Consider the following 17,347-nt stretch of genomic DNA (forward strand, 5'->3'; position numbering starts at 1 on the left):
GGTGTTCCGGAAGGGCGACGCGGTTCATCCGCCAAAAGGAAATAACTGGGGTGTACGCTGGATTGGCGTACAGGGTGTTGGGATCTTCAATGCGGTTCAATCATGAAATACATTATTTTACTTCTATTTATTTTATGCGTTGTGTATGTGCATTACCGTGGCCGGGTGCGTTATAACTTCTGGCGGCAGCTTTCGGATCATTCCACCTTTACCGCACCGATGAATGTTTTTATGTATCTGTTTTCACGGGTGCCGACCACGCCTTATTTGAAGCCGGAGCAATTCCCAGAGCTACAGGTGCTGCGGGATAATTGGCAAACCATTCGTGATGAAGGGCAGCAGTTAATGGCGATCCAGCAGATTAAAGCCTCGGATCAATTTAACGATGCCGGTTTCAATTCATTCTTCAAAACCGGCTGGAAGCGTTTTTATCTCAAGTGGTATGAAGACAGCCATCCATCGGCGATGAGCCTGTGCCCGCAAACGACCGCGCTGCTGCGCAGCCTGCCTTCGGTCAAGGCAGCAATGTTTGCCGAACTGCCGGACGGTAGCCGTTTGCCGCGGCATCGCGATCCTTACGCCGGCTCGTTGCGTTATCACCTGGGGTTGATTACGCCGAATGATGACCGCTGCTTTATTGAAGTGGACGGTGAGCGCTACAGCTGGCGCGACGGCGAGGGCGTGATGTTTGATGAAACCTATCTGCATTTTGCCGAAAACCAGAGTGGGCAGAACCGGCTGATTCTGTTTTGTGATATCGAGCGGCCAATGCGTTTTCGCTGGGCGCAAGCTATCAATCATTGGTTGGGCCGCAACCTGATGAGTGCGGCTACCGCGCCAAATGAAGAGGGCGATCGCACCGGTGGCGTCAATAAGCTGTTCAAGTACATCTATGCGGTGCGTAAAGTGGGGAAACGGTTAAAAGCGTGGAACCGTACTGGCTATTACATCATTAAATGGATTTTGTTTGGCGGTATCGCGGCGGGCGTGTTTTTCGCAATATAGTGTAAAGACGATGGGCGCAGCACGTGCGCCCATCGGTTATTCAGGCAAAGATAGTCATCATATAAGCGGCGAACAGCGCCAGGTGCGCAGTGCCGTTCAGTACGTTGGTTCTGCCGGTCGAGAACGACAGCTGGCACAATAGCAACACCGTCAGCATCACGACGATATGCGGGGTTTGCAGGCCGAAGATCAGCGTTTGTCCGGTCAGCGTGGCGATGATGGTCACCGCGGGCACCGTCAGGGAGATGGTGGCCAGCACGGAGCCGAAGAACAGGTTCATGGCGCGTTGCACCTGGTTGTTCAAGACCGCGCGCAGTGCGCCCAAACCTTCAGGTGACAGGATCAACAGTGCGACCAGGAAGCCGGTAAACTGCGCCGGTGCATTTACCTTGGTCAGCAAACCTTCCAGCGGATTGGCGTTGAACTTGGTCACCGCGATTACCGCAATCAAATGCACCACTAACCAACCGGCATGCCAGGCGCTACTGTGCGAGGAAGGCTTACCGTGGTGCGGATCGCCATCGTCATCTTCATGCTCGTAGACAAACAGGCTCTGGTGAGTTTTGGTTTGGATAACCAGAAACACACCGTACATAGCCGCGGAAATGACCGCGACCAGCAGCGCCTGACCGGTACTGAAGTTGCCACCTGGCAGGGCACTTGGGAACACCAATACAATCACTGCCAGCGGGAAGATGGCCATCAAATACTGCTTAATGCCACCCAGGTTAACGTATTGGGTCGCAAATTTGCGGCCGCCAAGCAGCAGGGCAAAACCCACCAGCCCGGCACTGACAATCATAATGATGGAATAGAGCGTATCGCGCATCAGCGCCGGCGCGGCATCGCCGGTCGCCATCAACGCGGAAATCAGGCTCACTTCCAGGATGACCACGGACAGGCTGAGGATCAGCGAGCCATAGGGTTCACCCAAACGGTGAGCCAGCACGTCGGCATGGCGGACGACGCTGAAGGCGCTGCTGAGAATACCGATCAGAGCAACAATGTTAATGCCGACGATCAGCGGGAAATTGCTGGTAGTGCCCCACAGATTCAGTACCACCAGTGCGGCAATCGGGAAAAGCAGTGAGTATTCAGTGTGGCGGGATTTGGATCGGCCAGGATCGTTTTGCGACTTCATTTCGATGGTACTCCTTCTCAAACAGCGTGGTCCCGTCATCGCTGACTGCCATTAAGGACAGCTCTGCGCATCCAGAATGTTTACCCGTCGCCTTGCAAGTCGCAGCTTGAAATGCAGTGGGTATATTTACATTTAATAATAATAGGATACACCCAGTGGCTCGCGCCGGGGAATGATGTGATGTTGTTAACGTAAAAAAGCCTAGGCTTGCGTTGTCCCTCTTATCCTTCAAGCCGCATTTTTTTAGCTGCGTTGCGATTCGGCTCATCCGTGGCCTCACCTTGCGGGTCAACGCGTGCAGCCGCGATGCAGCAGGATTATTTTGGGGATCTGTGACTAGATTAACAAAAAAACCGCATCGGATGCGGTTTTCTTTACTTACTTTTACGCAGTGAGCTGAATTTTACTCATTAACGGCACATAAATTGCAGTCTCTGCATCTATTGTATGGTTAATAAAGGGAAAAAATATCGTCAGGCGTCAATATTATCCATAATTTCATGCCGTTTATTATGATAACCCTCTTCATTTAGACCCTCACGCCAGTAAGGTACGGCATAAAGCTGATTACGATCACATTGGCGCTCACGGCGCAGGTAGCGGCGCAGTTCGACCACCAGCCGGTCTTCACCCGCCAGCCAGTATTGGGTGTCGGCTTGTGGCAAGGGTAAGGCGCAAAACTGCGTAACCAATTCTGCTGTTTTCTCGGTGCCACCAATAATCCAACTCAGTTCAAAGCCCGCAGGTTTTTTCAGGTCGATCACGTCGGCTGCGCTATCGACACGGATAAAGGCATGGCCTTCGCTAGCTGCCGGTAAATTTTCCAACAATGCTGCCAGCGCAGGTAATGAAGACGGATCGCCAGCCAGACAATAGAAATCAGCCTCTGGCAACATCGGTTTAGGGCCGCCGGGATTGCTGATACCAATTTTATCGCCGGCTTTAGCCTCACGGGCAAAATTAACGGCCGGGCCGCTGTGATCGTGTATCGCAAACTCGATATCGATTTCTGCCTGTTCTGGGCGTACCGCACGGATGGAATAGGTGCGGACGATCGGGCGTACTGCATCTGCCGCCCAGCGTGGGCCATTTTCGGTCAGCGTTGGCAAGTCAGGCTGCATCTGGCCTTCAAGCGGCAGAAAAACCTTAATGTGTGCGGCGGCAGCGTTAGCCGGGTAATAACCCAGGTCGGGCGCAGTAAAGGTGATACGGCGCAGGTGTGGGGTAATATCGCGAATGGCACTGACTGCAATCAGGTAGGGCGCGCGTGAGCGTGGGGCTTCGGTAGTCACGGGGTTCTCCTTATGTTCGTTTGGCGGTGAGTATATCATGCCATTTGATAATGAGAATTGTTTGCTGATTGGCGCAGCGCTAGCCACACAAATCGGTGATTGGGTCGCTCTCGGATCTCCGGGGGTAACGAATGCAAAAAAGCGAAATCTCGACATGCTTAGATTTAGTATTTTAACTTTCGATATTATTGCTCACGAGTACAAATACTTTTTCACCTTAAACATCGTTTGAAACTTGATTGCTCACCGAGAAAAGAATAAGGTCATTATTAACGTGCGAAAGGTAATTAATTAATAAAATTCCGCACTCAATAATTAAGATTGAACAGTGGCTAGGGAGTATGAGCAATCCTATTCCCGGGAGGTTGTTAAGGTGTTAACGCGAGATTTTCTGCAAAATGCGGATTGCAAAACAGCATTCGGCACCATTGAGGAGTCGCTGTTACTGACATCAGAGCAGCGTGCGGCCTCGCTGGATTGTACTTTATCCCGTCGGCCAGATAATAGCCCCGTGTGGGTCTTCGGCTACGGTTCATTGATGTGGAATCCGGTGTTTGAATCTGAAGAGGTGCGACCGGCCACGCTGCATGGCTGGCATCGCGCTTTCTGCCTGCGGCTAACCGCCGGGCGCGGTACGCTGCATCAACCTGGGCGTATGCTGGCATTGAAAGAGGGCGGCAATACCACAGGCTTGGCGTTCCGACTGCCCGAAAGCAAACTGCGCGAAGAGTTGGAGCTGCTGTGGAAACGCGAAATGGTGACCAACTGCTATTTGCCGACCTGGTGCGATCTTCGGTTGGCCGATGGTGAAGTCGTCACCGCGTTGGTGTTTGTCATGAACTCACAGCATCCACTGTTTGAAGAAGACACCAGCCATCAGGTGATCGCCCCGTTGATCGCCAGCGCCAGCGGGCCATTAGGCACCAATGCCCAGTACCTGTTCGCACTGGATAACGAGCTGAAAAACCACGGCATGAAGGACGACTGCATTGGTGACTTGGTTAGCTATGTACAGCAGTGGCTGCAACAAAATACCTCAGGCCCTATCGGCGGCGAAGCGACGGCGTGATCAACACCCTGCATTTTCGAGAGGTTCAGCATGCTGAACCTCTTTTCGTTTATCCCCTTCATATTTGGCGGTTCATCCGTCGGTCTTACCTGAGTCGTACCACTGCGATGTCAGTTGAATGATTTAGGCCATATATATCTAATACCTATAGTTAATAACTTTATTCTGTATGAATACATAACCCACAATTTAGCTGTGGATATATATCTGTTTAATTTTGAAAGGATTGTTTTATTTTAGCCGAAGAAACAATGAATTCACCGTGGTGAAAAATCCACTTAGCATGAAAATGCATAACTAAAGGTTATTTCTTATTTGTCCCCTCAGGTCAGATTCCGTATCACTGTGATTAACAATATTGCTCGACAGGGGGGAGTGGATGAACTTTCAACAATTAAAAATCATTCGGGAATCGGCGCGCTGCAACTATAACCTGACCGAGGTGGCCAACACGTTATTTACCTCCCAATCTGGGGTGAGCCGTCATATTCGGGAGCTTGAAGAAGAACTGGGCATTGAGATATTTATTCGTCGCGGCAAGCGTTTATTAGGCATGACAGAGCCGGGTAAAGAGCTGCTGGTCGTGGCTGAACGCATCCTGAATGACGCCAATAATATCCGCCGTTTGGCGGACGTATTCAGCAGCAACGACACTGGGCAGCTACACATTGCGACCACTCATACCCAGGCGCGCTACAGCTTACCGGGGGTGATTAAAGAGTTCCGGGCGTTGTATCCGCGGGTGCGCGTGGTACTGAATCAGGGCAGCCCTGAGGAAATCGTCGGTATGTTGGCTTCCGGTGAAGCCGATATAGGTATTGCCAGCGAGCGGTTGATGAGTGATGAATCCCTGGCGGCGTTTCCCTATTACCGCTGGCATCACACCATTCTGGTGCCGGAAGGGCATGAACTGACTCGCCAACCGCAGGTGACGCTAGAAATGCTCAGCACCTTGCCGCTGATTACTTATCGACAGGGCATTACCGGCCGCTCACGGCTGGACAGCGCGTTTAAAGCCGCCGGGTTGACGCCGGATATCGCTCTAAGTGCACAGGATTCCGACGTGATCAAAACCTATGTCGAATTGGGGCTAGGGGTTGGCGTGTTGGCAGACATGTCGTACGAGAAGGAACGCGACCACGGGCTGGTCAGCCTTAACGCGGAGCACCTGTTCGAACCCAACACCGTTTGGTTAGGATTGAAACGCAGTCAGTTACAACGTAACTATGCATGGCGGTTTATCCAGCTATGTAACCCGACGCTGTCGCTGACGGAAATCAAAGACAAGGTATTTTCGTCACAGCTGGATACGGTGATCGACTACCAAATTTGATCCTGAAGATGATGGAAACCGGGCCAGGCGCCGTGCCCGGCGAAAGATAACGTGGATACCGCTTTCAAACCAGGCGGCGTTGATTGCGTGCTGTTAGCAGCGCGTCGCCTGCTTAATAATCAAAATCTCAGCTATAGACATAAAAAGAATATCTATAGTTGTTTAAGTACCTTCGCCTGCCGATGGCTCTCACATACACTCGCGAAATTACTATAAATTCCATCCGGTTGGAGAGATTTTGATGAAAGCGTTCGTTCCCTCTTTGGTGTTTTTGGCTGTGGCAGCCAGTTTCAGTGCCCAGGCGGCAACCCCCGCCAATACCTTGGTGATTGCCCAATCAATCGATGACGTTGTTAGCTTTGACCCGGCCCAGGGGTTTGAATTAACCACGGTGCAGTCGTTCAACAGCCTGTACCAGCGCCTGATTCAGTCAGATCCTCAAAACCCGATCGCGCTTAAGCCGACGCTGGCCAGTGAATGGCAGGCGGGCAGCGATAACCGCAGCCTGACGTTTACACTGCGCCCGGATGCGAAATTCGCCAGCGGCAACCCGTTACGCCCGGAAGACGTAATCTTCTCGCTGTCGCGCGTGGTGAAGTTGAATTTAGAGCCGTCGTTTATCCTCACTCAACTGGGCTGGAATGCGAAAAACGTCGATCAATACCTGAGCAAAGTGGATGACCAACGGGTAAAAATCAGTTGGAGTGAAAACGTCAGCCCGGCGTTTGTGCTGAGCCTGCTTTCGGCTCCGGTATCCTCAATTGTTGATGCCAAAGAAGCCTTGGCGCATCAGCAGGGTGATGATCTGGGCCACCAGTGGCTAAATAACCATTCCGCGGGCAGTGGTCCGTATAAAATCCGTACCTATGTACCGCACGAAGTGGTGGTGCTTGATGCCAATCCCACCTCGCCGGAAGGCGCACCAAACCTGAAAACCATCCTGATCAAAAACGTACCTGATCCGGCTGCCCGCCGCTTGCTGATTGAGCAGGGGGATGCGGACATTGCGCGTAACCTGGGTGCAGACCAGATGGCGGCCCTGAAAGGTAAGCCGGGTGTCAAGCCGCTGGCTATCCCGTATGCGTCGCTCTATTTCTTGCAGTTCAACGCCAAGGCGTCACCGGCATTGGGTAACCCGGCCTTCTGGGAAGCGGCGCGCTGGTTGTTCGACTATAAAGGCATTGCTGACGATCTGTTGAAAGGCCAGTTCCAGACGCATCAGGCATTCCTGCCAGACGGATACCTGGGGGCGTTAAAAGATCAGCCTTACAGTTTTAACCCGAGCAAGGCCAAAGATATTCTGGCGAAGGCCGGTCTTAAAAATGTCAGCTTTAAGCTTGAAGTCAACAATCAGCCGCCGTATCTGGATATTGCGCAGGCATTGCAGGCCAGCTTTGCGCAAGGTGGGGTAAAGGTGGATCTGGTGCCGGGCCTCAGTGCGCAAGTCTCTACCAAGGTTAAATCCCTGAACTACGATGCGACGTTGACCTCCTGGGGGCCGGACTATTTTGATCCGAACACCAACGCCGCGGCTTTCGCCTATAACCCGGAAGACGGTAGCAAGACCTTGGCCTGGCGTGCAAATTGGCAAATCCCTGCGCTAAGTAAATTGACGCTGGCGGCAACGGCGGAAAATGACACCGCCAAACGGGTGGCGGATTACCAACAGTTGCAACAGGCCGTTCAGCAAAGCTCGCCGTTCGTGATTGGCTTGCAGGCGCGGAGCCTGATTGCAGTGCGTGACAACCTCAAAGGCTACGAACAGGGCATTAACCCTGACATGGTGTTCTACAGCAAGGTCAGCAAGTAATGATAAGCCGTATTTCCTCCGCCGGGTTCGCCCGGCGTAGTTGGCGCTGGGGGCGCAGGCTGTTCACCGGCTTGCTGTCTTTGGCGCTAACGCTGCTTGGTCTACTGTTATTCACCTTTATGCTTTCGCATTTGGCGCCGATTGACCCTACGTTGCAGATCGCCGGCGATCACGCCAGCGAAGCTACTTATGCCCAGGTACGTCACGATCTGGGGTTGGATCAACCTTTGCCGGTGCAATTCTGGCGTTATCTGGTTCATCTGGCCCACGGGGATATGGGCATCTCGCGCATTACTTCGCAGCCGGTCTTGAGTGATTTGCTGCGCACCTTCCCGGCGACGGTGGAGCTGGCGACGTGCGCCATTCTCCTCGGTGCGGTCGGTGGCATTACGCTGGCGTTTCTCGCGGTGATTAAACCGGGGGGGTGGCTAGATAACGTGGCCCGTCTGCTGTCGTTGATCGGGTATTCCGTGCCCATCTTCTGGCTTAGCCTGTTGGGGCTGTTGTTGTTTTACGCCACGCTGCATTGGTCTGCAGGGCCGGGCCGGCTGGACGACATCTATCTGTACAGCATGGAACCCCGCAGCGGGTTTATCCTGATCGACAGTTGGTTATCCGGCGATCGGGAGATGTTCTATAACGCCATCAGTCATTTGTGGTTGCCGGTGGTGGCACTGGCATTACTGTCGATGGCGGGCATCACCCGCTTGCTGCGTGCAGCCATGCTGGAAGAGTGCAATAAAGAGTACGTGACCCTGGCGCGCTCCAAAGGTGCCAGCCGCACGCGCATTTTGTTGCGCCATGTGTTTCCCAACGTGCTCGGTACACTGATTACGGTATTGTCGCTGTCCTATGCCAGCCTGCTGGAAGGTGCAGTGTTGACTGAAACAGTGTTTGCCTGGCCGGGCGTTGGGCGTTATCTGACTACGGCATTGTTTGCCGCGGATACGCCAGCCATTCTTGGCGCGACCTTGTTGATCGGTACCTGTTTTGTGGTGCTTAACGCGCTGGCTGACGCGCTGACCTATTTAGTGGACCCGCGAACCCGATGAGCCAATACCTTTCTGAACATGAACCCCAGAGCGAGCCGGCTGCCGTTTACCGCTCGCGTGGCAAGTTGACCACGCTGACGTTGGGCGCCACGCTGGTGGCGATTTTGATCCTCACCGCACTGCTGGCTCCCTGGTTGGCCCCCTTTGATCCCAATCTACAGCATATAGAGATGCGGCTATTGCCGCCGTCCTCCGGTCATTGGCTGGGGACTGACGGCTTTGGCCGCGATCTGTTGTCACGGGTCATTTATGGCGCGCGGCCAACATTAATTCTGGTGTCATTGATCCTGCTGCTGACCATTCCTATTGGTTTGTTGGTGGGCATCAGCGCCGGTTACCTCGGTGGCTGGGTCGAGCGCATTCTAATGCGTGTCACCGATATTTTTCTGTCATTGCCAAGCCTGGTGATCGCGTTGGCGTTTGTCGCGGTGCTAGGCCCCGGGTTGATGAATGGCGCTCTGGCGCTGGCATTGACCAGTTGGCCGTCGTTTGCCCGGCAGGCACGGGCGGAAACGCTCGCGTTGCGCCGCAGTGATTATCTGGCGGCCGCGCGTATGCAGGGCATTGGCGGTTTGCGGCTGATGGCTGGCCATATATTGCCGTTGTGCCTGCCAAGTGCGGTGGTGCGTGCTGCATTGAGTCTGGGCGGGATTATCTTGTCTGCCGCTGGTTTAGGTTTTCTCGGTATGGGTGTGGCACCGCCCACTGCGGAATGGGGATCGATGGTCGCCGAAGGCAGTAAAGTGATTTTTGATCAGTGGTGGGTGGCCGCCGCACCGGGCGGAGCAATCCTGTTTGCCAGCCTGGCCTTTAACCTGTTGGGCGATGGCCTGCGCGATAAAATGGATCCTCGTCATGGGCATTGATAACAACTTATTGACCGTTGAACGGCTGACGGTGGCATTGCCAGGGGCACAGCCGTTGGTAAAAGGGATTTCTTTCAGCATGGGCCAGGAACGGATGGCGCTGGTGGGCGAATCCGGCTCGGGCAAATCGTTGACTGCACGCGCCTTGATGGGGCTGCTGCCGCCACCGTTACAGTTGCAGGCGCAGCGTTTGACGCTAGGGGGAGACGATCTGACGCGGCTGAATGAACGTCAGTGGAACCGCCTGCGTGGTAACAAAGTGGCAATGGTGATGCAGGATCCCAAACATGCGCTGAATCCGACCCAACAAATTGGCCGTCAGTTGGAAGAGCCGCTGTTACTACATACCCGCCTTGGGCGTGCCGAACGGCGGGAGAAGGTGCTGGATATGCTGGCCGCGGTGGGGTTGCCCGATCCGGTTGCGCTACGTCAACGCTACCCGCACCAGCTGTCCGGGGGCATGGGGCAACGCGTGATGTTGGCGATTGCGCTGATTAACGATCCGCAATTACTGATTGCCGATGAGCCAACGTCAGCGCTGGATCACCAGATGCGCGATCAGGTCCTGCAACTGATCGAAAATCTGGTTGAGCAACGTAATATGGGCCTGATTTTGATCAGTCATGATTTACAGCAGGTGGCGCATTACTGCGAACGGGTGCTGGTGATGTACAAGGGTGAACTGCTGGATCAGTTACCTGCCGATCGCCTGGCCACGGCCACTCATCCCTATACCCGCACGCTGTGGTCATGTCGGCCAAGCCGGGAAACGCACGGCAAACAGCTGCCTGTGCTGGATCGTGCGCTGCTGGAGTCACTGAAATGAGCCTGATTACCCTAGACAATCTCAGTGTCAGCCACCGGCAGGGCTATGAATTGCGCACGGTGGTGCATGATGTCAGCCTGCATATAGAACAGGGTGAGTGTTTCGGCCTCGTTGGCCCTTCCGGCTGCGGTAAGTCGTCGCTGCTGTGGGTGCTGGCCGGGTTAAATGAACACTGGAGCGGGGAGTTCCACCTGTTGGGCCGTGACCTCCAGCCGGGGCGGCCTTTTACCGGCACGCTGCGGCGTGAGGTACAAATGGTCTTTCAGGATCCCTACGCGTCGCTGCACCCCAAACACCGCTTGCTGCGCACATTGGCGGAGCCGCTGAAATTGCTGAAAGAGAGTGATATCGAGCAGAAAATCAGCGCCGGTTTTCGTCAGGTAGGCTTAGATCCCCGTTTGTTGGATCGCTATCCCCATCAGCTTTCCGGCGGGCAGCGTCAACGGGTGGCGATAGTGCGCGCGCTGTTGCTAAAACCCAAGCTGTTGTTACTCGATGAGCCCACCTCGGCACTGGATATGTCAGTGCAGGCGGAGATCCTCAATTTGCTCAACGAACTGAAACAGGCGGGAGATTTAACGATGATCCTGGTCAGTCACGATGCCGATGTTATCGATCACATGTGCGATCGCTCGGTGGCGATGGCGCAGGGCCGGATCCTTGCTTGAGCCTATGCCCGCCAACGCGGCGGGCATATCCATCTTGGTAATAAATAAAGCAATTTATAGTCGTTCTTCTGCTAAGCCGCTGCCCCTACACTCGAAAAATAGCGCATCCGCGTGACTTTGGAGAGTGCATCTCATGAAACGGTTCATCCCGACCTTATTATTCAGTGCCCTGGTAACCAGTTATGGTGCGCAGGCGGTCACCCCAAAAGACACGCTGGTGGTGGTCAGTTCGCTGGAAGGCATCATCAGCCTGGATCCGGCGGAGAGCTTTGAAACCGTCAGTTCGGCCAACCTGGTCAATTTGTACCAGCGGTTACTTACGCCGGACCGAACCACACCGGAAAAACTGGCCCCGGAGCTGGCCAGTGGGTGGGTGGCGGGGGCGGACGGCCACAGCCTGATTTTTACCCTGAAGGCTAACCAACGCTTTGCTTCCGGTAACCCGGTGCGGCCCGAAGACGTGATTTTCTCGCTGGTGCGTGCGGTAAAGCTGAACAAGGCACCGTCGTTTATTCTCGGTGAGTTAGGCTGGACGCCGGATAATGTTGCGAGTCAATTGACGAAGCTGAGTGACAGCCAGTTACGCGTGAGCTGGTCGGCCAACATCGGCAGCGGACTGGCGTTGCGGCTATTGACCGCACCGGTAGCGTCCATCGTCGATGAAAAGCTGTTGAATGAGCACAGCCAACAGGGAGACTACGGCAACCTTTGGTTGCGCTCGAATTCCGCAGGGGCCGGCCCCTATCGTGTCAGCAACTATGTCCCGCATGAGGCACTGCTGTTCAGTCGCAACGACTACGCTCAACCGCAGGCAAAACTGAAAACGGTGCTGCTAAAGAATGTTAGCGATGCCGGGACTCGACGGTTATTGTTACTCAAGGGGGACGCAGACGTGGCCTATGATCTGGGGGCCGATCAGTTCAATTCGCTGCGTAAAGAACCGGGTATCCGCATAGAACAGCAGGACTCGGCCAAGGTCTATTACCTCGGTTTCAACACCGGCAGCAAACAGGTACCGGCGTTGAGTAACCCCGCCCTGTGGCAGGCGGCGCGCTGGCTGGTGGACTACCAGGCGATTGCTGACACCCTGTTGAAGGGGCAATACCGCGTCCATCAGGCATTTCTGCCGCTGGGGCTGGACGGTGCCATCGACAATCAACCGTTCAGACTCGACGTGGACAAGGCCAAACGGATTTTGCATGACGCCGGGATCGCCGAAGGGACGCGCATTAATCTGATCGTCATCAACCAACCGCCGTATACCGATATAGCCCAAGCGTTGCAGGCCAGCTTTGCCAAGGCGGGTTTGCAATTGGCTATCCATCCGGTGGTGGAGAGTGACCTGTGGGGCAAAATGCGCAGCCGTGATTTCCAGGCCATTTTCACCTATTGGGGCGCCGATTATTTGGATCCAAACACCAACGCCAGCGCCTTCGCCTACAACGTGCCGGATGGGCCGAAAACCCTGGCCTGGCGTACCCAGTGGAATATCCCGGCGTTGAGTGCAGAAACTCGTGCGGCAGCGGCGGAAGGCGATGGCGCACAACGCGCTGCACGTTATGCCACACTTCAGCGCGAAGTGCAGGCCAGTTCCCCTTACGTCGTGGCGCTACAGGGGCAAACCCTGGTGGCTCTGCGCGATAACGTCAAAGACGCCAACGTGGATATCGCCAACAGCATGCTGTACCTGGATCGCGTGAGTAAGTAGTTCCCCACGGCACGGCTTTTGCAGGATGAGGTGTATTTACCGACTCGGGGATCCTGTCATGAGCCGTAATCACGCTTTCCCTTCTCGCGCCGGCGATTTTTTGCTGGCTTCAAAACGTTGTGAAATTACCCTGTTGCAGCAGCTGTTGCAGATGGGGAAGTTGGTTGGTCGGGTCAGCCAACTGATCCATGTGCTCCAGCGGGAACGCGGTACCGTCAATATTTACCTCTGTTCGCAAGGAGCGCTGTTCAGCGAGCGGCTAGCCGGACGCGCTCAGGACGTGAAGCAGGCCGAGCTTGAAGTGCAACGACAGTTGGCGCAGTTGGACGACAATAGCGCTCCGCTGGTCAGCGCCAGCCGTCTGTTCAGCCGTATTGCCTGCGCGTTGCATAATCTTACGGCTTTGCCTGAACTTCGCCGTCAAGTGCAGCAGCGGCAGATGTTGCAACCTGTGGCAATGAACACGTTCAATGACATCATTCACAGTTTGTTGGCGCTGGTATTCGAAGCGGCGGATGCCTGCGTGGATCCCAGAACGGCACGCGCTTTGATCGCTATGTTCAGCTTTATGCAGGGCAAGGAGTTGGCGGGGCAAGAGCGGGCGATCGGCTCGGCCGGTTTCGCCGCTATGCGTTTTGATAATACGGCACACCAACAACTTTTGATGCTTATTGAGGGACAGGAGCGCTGTTTTCATACCTTCAGTGAGTTTGCCGATCAATCCTCGTTAGACCAATGGCAACGTATGCAACAGCAGGATGACCGCGAATTTGAGCGCCTGCGTCGTATCGCGTGCACCCAATTGCAACTGAGCGATCGCGCTGATAGCAGCCTGCGTTGGTTCGAGATTACCAGTGCGCGTATCGATCTGATGAAGCACATTGAGGACCGGTTGGAAGAGGCACTGATGGCCAGTTGTCGCCATAGTCTGGCGCAGGCCCAGCGCGCGCTAGCGACGGATTGCGTGGGTGACGTTCCGCCGCAGGCGAAAGAAAGCTACGCAGTGTTCGTGGCCGCGCCCTTGGGGGATGCGTCGCCGCTGGTGGGGGACGGCATCAATCCACGTCTGGGACGCTCGATGCTGGAGCTGATCCAACAGCAGTCACAACGGTTACAGGTCTTGTCGGAGGAACTGGCAACGGCGCGGGCAACACTGCATGAGCGCAAAGAAATTGAGCGTGCCAAAGGGCTGCTGATGCAGCATCGGGGGCTGACGGAGGCACAGGCCCACCGGTTACTGCTCAACATGGCGATGAACCAAAATCGGCGGCTGATTGATATCGCCAACGCCATGCTGGCGGTAGCGGATATTTTGCCACCGGCAGGAGGTACTCCCTAAGGAGTATATGCACACAGTCAGTGCAGTTACTGCCTTGCGACTGTGCAGAAAAAACCACAATGCAAGGCGCGGTGGCGCGTTGCGCCGGAAAATCCACGGGTTACGGAGTTGGCACGCAAGCTGCATTAAATAAAACGTAACCCGGCCAATGGCGGTCGGGTTACCAATAATATTTTGGATAAAGGCGTCCTTTCAGCATGTTCACCCCAACGGTGGAATGTGCTGATGGGACGCCTTTTTTATTTTATCGCCTGATTGAAGGACTTGCTGATGACGCACACAAAACCCCCGGGGCTTAGCTTGACGCGCCGCCGTTTTCTGGCCGGTAGCGCGGCGCTGGGCGGCAGCATGATGTTGCCCGGTCTGATGAATGCTGCCTGGGCCGCAGGCTCTGACGCACCGGAGAAAAAAGAGATCCGCGTGGGCTTTATTCCTCTCACCGACTGCGCGTCTGTGGTGATGGCTGCGGTGAAACAGTTTGATCAGAAGTACGGCATCAAAATCATCCCAAGCAAGGAAGCCAGTTGGGCAGCGGTGCGCGATAAATTGCTGTCCGGCGAGCTGGATGCGGCGCACGTGTTGTACGGCATGGTTTATGGCCTGCAGCTGGGTGCCGCAGGGCCGCAGCATGATATGGCCGTGTTGATGACACTCAACAATAACGGTCAGGCGATTACGCTTTCCAATCAGTTGAAACAAGCCGGTGTCACCGATGCGGCGACGTTGAAAAAGGCTGTCGATGCCAGCGCCAAAGGGACTTATACCTTTGCCCAAACCTTCCCAACCGGTACCCACGCCATGTGGCTGTATTACTGGCTGGCGAACGCCGGTATCCATCCGTTTGATGACGTACGTAACGTCGTGGTGCCGCCGCCGCAGATGGTGATGAACATGAAGATCGGCAACATGAGCGGCTTCTGCGTAGGTGAGCCGTGGAACCAACGTGCGATTGCCGAGAACATCGGATTTACCGCGATCACCAGTCAGGATATTTGGCCCGATCATCCGGAAAAGGTGCTGGGTACGACAGGTAACTGGGTGGCGACTCACCCCAACAGTGCGCGTGCGCTGACTGCTGCGGTATTGGATGCCGCACGCTGGATCGACAGTTCAGATGCCACTCGCCAGGAAACGGCGAACACCGTGGCAGGGCGCGCCTATATCAATACCAAACCGGAAATCATTACCGGTCGCATGCTCGGTCAGTATCAAAACGGCCTGGGCAAGTCTTGGCAAGATGCCCACGCGATGCGCTTTTTCCACGATGGGGAGGTGAGCTATCCCTATTTGTCCGACGGTATGTGGTTCCTGACACAGCATCGGCGTTGGGGCCTGCTGAATACCGAACCTGATTATCTGGGCGTTGCCCAGAAAATAAACCGTATTGAGATCTACAAACAGGCAGCCAGCGCGGTGGGTGGGGTGAGTTTGCCCGCCAGCGATATGCGCACCAGCACGTTGTTTGACGGCAAACGATGGGACGGCAGCAATCCGGCGGAATACGCCAACGGTTTCACTTTAAAGCGCTGAGGTAACCAATGAAGAATCTGGCTGAACGGAGAGATATTCCTGTGTCATCAGGTGTGGAAGTCAGTGCGCAAATTGTGCCATTGAAGCGACCGAGCACTCCGTCGTCGCCGCGTGCTCCTCGTTGGCGTTTATACCTTCAGCGGTGTTTTCGTCGCGGGATACCTGCGCTTTTGGGGGTGATATTGACCTTGGTGGTGTGGCAAATAGCGGCGCTTAACAGCAAGGGGTTTCCTACGCCTTGGGCCACCTGGCAGGCGGCTCTGGTGCTGTTTGCCGATCCATTTTATTCCGCCGGGCCGAACGACCAGGGTATTGGCTGGAACGTGTTGGCTTCGTTGCAGCGCGTGGCGACGGGTTTTGGGCTGGCGGCGCTGGTGGGGATCTCTGCCGGCTTTCTGCTGGGGCGCTTTGCGTTTCTGGCCAACATGCTTAACCCGATCATTTCGCTGTTGCGCCCGGTGAGCCCATTGGCCTGGCTGCCGATTGGTCTGCTGCTGTTCCAACGTGCGGAACCGGCGTCAACATGGACCATTTTCATCTGTTCGATCTGGCCGATGATCCTCAATACCGCGGAAGGCGTCACGCGTATTCCGCAGGATTATCTCAACGTGGCGCGGGTGCTCAAGCTGTCGGAGTGGACGGTGATGCGCAAAATACTTTTCCCGGCGGTGCTGCCTTACGTATTGACCGGCGTGCGCCTGTCGATAGGTATTGCCTGGCTGGTGATCGTGGCGGCAGAAATGCTGACCGGCGGCGTCGGCATCGGTTTTTGGATCTGGAATGAGTGGAACAACCTCAACGTCGAAAACATCATTATCGCCATCATTGTGATCGGCGTGGTCGGGTTGCTGCTAGAGCAGGGGCTGATGTTGTTGGCAAAACGTTTTAGCTATCAGAGTCGTTAAGGAGCACGCCATGAAACCCATTATTCAGGTCCAAAACGTCAGCCAGCGCTTTGCTACGCCACAAGGGGAATTTATCGCACTGGATAGGGTGAGTTTTGATATTCAGGCCGGAGAGACAGTCAGCCTGATCGGCCATTCCGGCTGTGGTAAATCAACCCTGCTGAACTTGATTGCCGGGCTTACGTTGCCCAGTGACGGCGTGCTGTTGTGCGATAACCAGCATATTACCGGGCCTGGCCCGGACCGGGGCGTCGTGTTTCAAAACCATTCGCTGCTGCCGTGGCTGACCACCTATGAGAACGTGGCGTTGGCGGTGCATCAGGTGTTTCGCCAAGAGATGAACCGCAGCGAAATGCGTGACTGGATCGAACACAACCTGGCGTTGGTGCACATGAGTCACGCGCTACACAAACGGCCACACGAAATTTCTGGCGGTATGAAACAACGCGTCGGCATTGCTCGCGCGCTGGCGATGAAACCCAAGGTACTTTTGATGGACGAACCCTTTGGTGCGCTGGATGCGCTGACCCGCGCACATTTGCAGGATGCGGTGATGGAAATCCAGCAGCGTTTGCATACCACCCTGGTGCTGATTACTCATGATGTGGACGAGGCGGTGCTGCTGTCGGATCGGGTATTGATGATGACCAATGGCCCCTCGGCCACCGTCGGCGAAATTCTGCACGTGGCACTGCCACGCCCACGCTCAAGGGTTGAGCTAGCGGACTCCCCGGACTATCACCATTACCGTCAGCAAGTGCTGAAGTTCCTTTATGAGAAGCACGCGAAAGCGGCATGAGAGC

15 protein-coding genes are annotated in these 17,347 nt (G+C 55.0%); 13 read left to right on the plus strand and 2 right to left on the minus strand.

Features of this window, described 5'->3' with window-relative positions:
- Positions 1-102 precede the first annotated feature (102 nt).
- Complete coding sequence (gene lpxO, locus ACI2J2_RS02825; RefSeq protein WP_209635468.1) at positions 103-1,005, plus strand: lipid A hydroxylase LpxO; 903 nt, start codon at positions 103-105, stop codon at positions 1,003-1,005.
- A gap of 40 nt (positions 1,006-1,045) precedes the next feature.
- On the opposite strand, the gene chaA is transcribed toward lpxO, so the two are convergent.
- Together chaA and ACI2J2_RS02835 are read right to left on the minus strand one after the other, a co-directional pair.
- Positions 1,046-2,146, minus strand: a complete 1,101-nt coding sequence (gene chaA / locus ACI2J2_RS02830; protein ID WP_209635458.1) for a sodium-potassium/proton antiporter ChaA — start codon at positions 2,144-2,146, stop codon at positions 1,046-1,048.
- A gap of 473 nt (positions 2,147-2,619) precedes the next feature.
- Positions 2,620-3,438 carry a siderophore-interacting protein gene (locus ACI2J2_RS02835; RefSeq protein WP_404759365.1) on the minus strand — a complete coding sequence of 273 codons (819 nt, stop codon included), beginning with the start codon at positions 3,436-3,438 and terminating at the stop codon, positions 2,620-2,622.
- Positions 3,439-3,811: 373 nt separating this feature from the next.
- On the opposite strand from ACI2J2_RS02835, the gene ACI2J2_RS02840 reads away from it, so the two are divergent.
- The 12 genes from ACI2J2_RS02840 to ACI2J2_RS02895 all read left to right on the plus strand — a co-directional run bounded on the left by ACI2J2_RS02840 (position 3,812) and on the right by ACI2J2_RS02895 (position 17,343).
- Complete coding sequence (locus ACI2J2_RS02840; RefSeq protein WP_209635453.1) at positions 3,812-4,507, plus strand: gamma-glutamylcyclotransferase; 696 nt, start codon at positions 3,812-3,814, stop codon at positions 4,505-4,507.
- A 379-nt stretch (positions 4,508-4,886) separates the two neighbouring features.
- Positions 4,887-5,840 (plus strand): HTH-type transcriptional regulator Cbl, encoded by a 954-nt coding sequence (gene cbl, locus ACI2J2_RS02845; RefSeq protein ID WP_209635451.1) that lies wholly within the window; start codon positions 4,887-4,889, stop codon positions 5,838-5,840.
- A 241-nt stretch (positions 5,841-6,081) separates the two neighbouring features.
- Entirely contained in the window at positions 6,082-7,650 is a 1,569-nt protein-coding gene (locus ACI2J2_RS02850; RefSeq protein WP_404759366.1) for an ABC transporter substrate-binding protein, read from the plus strand.
- The gene (locus ACI2J2_RS02855; RefSeq protein ID WP_265553810.1) at positions 7,650-8,702 is read left to right on the plus strand and encodes an ABC transporter permease; all 1,053 of its coding nucleotides are present in this window, start codon (positions 7,650-7,652) and stop codon (positions 8,700-8,702) included. The genes ACI2J2_RS02850 and ACI2J2_RS02855 overlap by 1 nt, the downstream gene beginning before the upstream one ends.
- The gene (locus ACI2J2_RS02860; RefSeq protein WP_209635436.1) at positions 8,699-9,568 is read left to right on the plus strand and encodes an ABC transporter permease; all 870 of its coding nucleotides are present in this window, start codon (positions 8,699-8,701) and stop codon (positions 9,566-9,568) included. The genes ACI2J2_RS02855 and ACI2J2_RS02860 overlap by 4 nt, the downstream gene beginning before the upstream one ends.
- A complete protein-coding gene (locus ACI2J2_RS02865; protein ID WP_404759367.1) occupies positions 9,558-10,394 on the plus strand; it encodes an ABC transporter ATP-binding protein in 837 nt (278 codons plus the stop codon). The genes ACI2J2_RS02860 and ACI2J2_RS02865 overlap by 11 nt, the downstream gene beginning before the upstream one ends.
- Positions 10,391-11,062, plus strand: coding sequence for an ABC transporter ATP-binding protein (locus ACI2J2_RS02870; protein WP_209635433.1), 672 nt, complete (start codon positions 10,391-10,393; stop codon positions 11,060-11,062). Before ACI2J2_RS02865 ends, ACI2J2_RS02870 begins: the two co-directional genes overlap by 4 nt.
- 133 nt (positions 11,063-11,195) lie before the next feature.
- Complete coding sequence (locus ACI2J2_RS02875) at positions 11,196-12,770, plus strand: ABC transporter substrate-binding protein (RefSeq protein ID WP_404759368.1); 1,575 nt, start codon at positions 11,196-11,198, stop codon at positions 12,768-12,770.
- A gap of 58 nt (positions 12,771-12,828) precedes the next feature.
- Positions 12,829-14,109 carry a nitrate- and nitrite sensing domain-containing protein gene (locus tag ACI2J2_RS02880; RefSeq protein WP_404759369.1) on the plus strand — a complete coding sequence of 427 codons (1,281 nt, stop codon included), beginning with the start codon at positions 12,829-12,831 and terminating at the stop codon, positions 14,107-14,109.
- Positions 14,110-14,379: 270 nt separating this feature from the next.
- Positions 14,380-15,639 carry a CmpA/NrtA family ABC transporter substrate-binding protein gene (locus ACI2J2_RS02885; protein ID WP_209635426.1) on the plus strand — a complete coding sequence of 420 codons (1,260 nt, stop codon included), beginning with the start codon at positions 14,380-14,382 and terminating at the stop codon, positions 15,637-15,639.
- Positions 15,640-15,647: 8 nt separating this feature from the next.
- Positions 15,648-16,544 (plus strand): nitrate ABC transporter permease, encoded by an 897-nt coding sequence (ntrB, locus tag ACI2J2_RS02890; RefSeq protein ID WP_404759370.1) that lies wholly within the window; start codon positions 15,648-15,650, stop codon positions 16,542-16,544.
- Positions 16,545-16,554: 10 nt separating this feature from the next.
- Entirely contained in the window at positions 16,555-17,343 is a 789-nt protein-coding gene (locus tag ACI2J2_RS02895) for an ABC transporter ATP-binding protein (RefSeq protein ID WP_404759371.1), read from the plus strand.
- The last annotated feature ends 4 nt before the right edge of the window (positions 17,344-17,347 follow it).

It is taken from the genome of Serratia sp. NPDC087055 (assembly GCF_044900985.1).
Classification (GTDB): Bacteria; Pseudomonadota; Gammaproteobacteria; order Enterobacterales; family Enterobacteriaceae; genus Serratia.

What these genes read in the sequence shown, in the direction of transcription:
- ACI2J2_RS02880 (WP_404759369.1), top strand. Translation starts at nt 12,829, where the DNA reads ATGAGCCGTAATCACGCTTTCCCTTCTCGCGCCGGCGATTTTTTGCTG.
- ACI2J2_RS02860 (WP_209635436.1), top strand. Translation starts at nt 8,699, where the DNA reads ATGAGCCAATACCTTTCTGAACATGAACCCCAGAGCGAGCCGGCTGCC.
- cbl (WP_209635451.1), top strand. Translation starts at nt 4,887, where the DNA reads ATGAACTTTCAACAATTAAAAATCATTCGGGAATCGGCGCGCTGCAAC.
- ACI2J2_RS02865 (WP_404759367.1), top strand. Translation starts at nt 9,558, where the DNA reads ATGGGCATTGATAACAACTTATTGACCGTTGAACGGCTGACGGTGGCA.
- ACI2J2_RS02870 (WP_209635433.1), top strand. Translation starts at nt 10,391, where the DNA reads ATGAGCCTGATTACCCTAGACAATCTCAGTGTCAGCCACCGGCAGGGC.
- ACI2J2_RS02895 (WP_404759371.1), top strand. Translation starts at nt 16,555, where the DNA reads ATGAAACCCATTATTCAGGTCCAAAACGTCAGCCAGCGCTTTGCTACG.
- ACI2J2_RS02850 (WP_404759366.1), top strand. Translation starts at nt 6,082, where the DNA reads ATGAAAGCGTTCGTTCCCTCTTTGGTGTTTTTGGCTGTGGCAGCCAGT.
- lpxO (WP_209635468.1), top strand. Translation starts at nt 103, where the DNA reads ATGAAATACATTATTTTACTTCTATTTATTTTATGCGTTGTGTATGTG.
- chaA (WP_209635458.1), bottom strand. Translation starts at nt 2,146, where the DNA reads ATGAAGTCGCAAAACGATCCTGGCCGATCCAAATCCCGCCACACTGAA.
- ACI2J2_RS02855 (WP_265553810.1), top strand. Translation starts at nt 7,650, where the DNA reads ATGATAAGCCGTATTTCCTCCGCCGGGTTCGCCCGGCGTAGTTGGCGC.
- ACI2J2_RS02875 (WP_404759368.1), top strand. Translation starts at nt 11,196, where the DNA reads ATGAAACGGTTCATCCCGACCTTATTATTCAGTGCCCTGGTAACCAGT.
- ACI2J2_RS02885 (WP_209635426.1), top strand. Translation starts at nt 14,380, where the DNA reads ATGACGCACACAAAACCCCCGGGGCTTAGCTTGACGCGCCGCCGTTTT.
- ntrB (WP_404759370.1), top strand. Translation starts at nt 15,648, where the DNA reads ATGAAGAATCTGGCTGAACGGAGAGATATTCCTGTGTCATCAGGTGTG.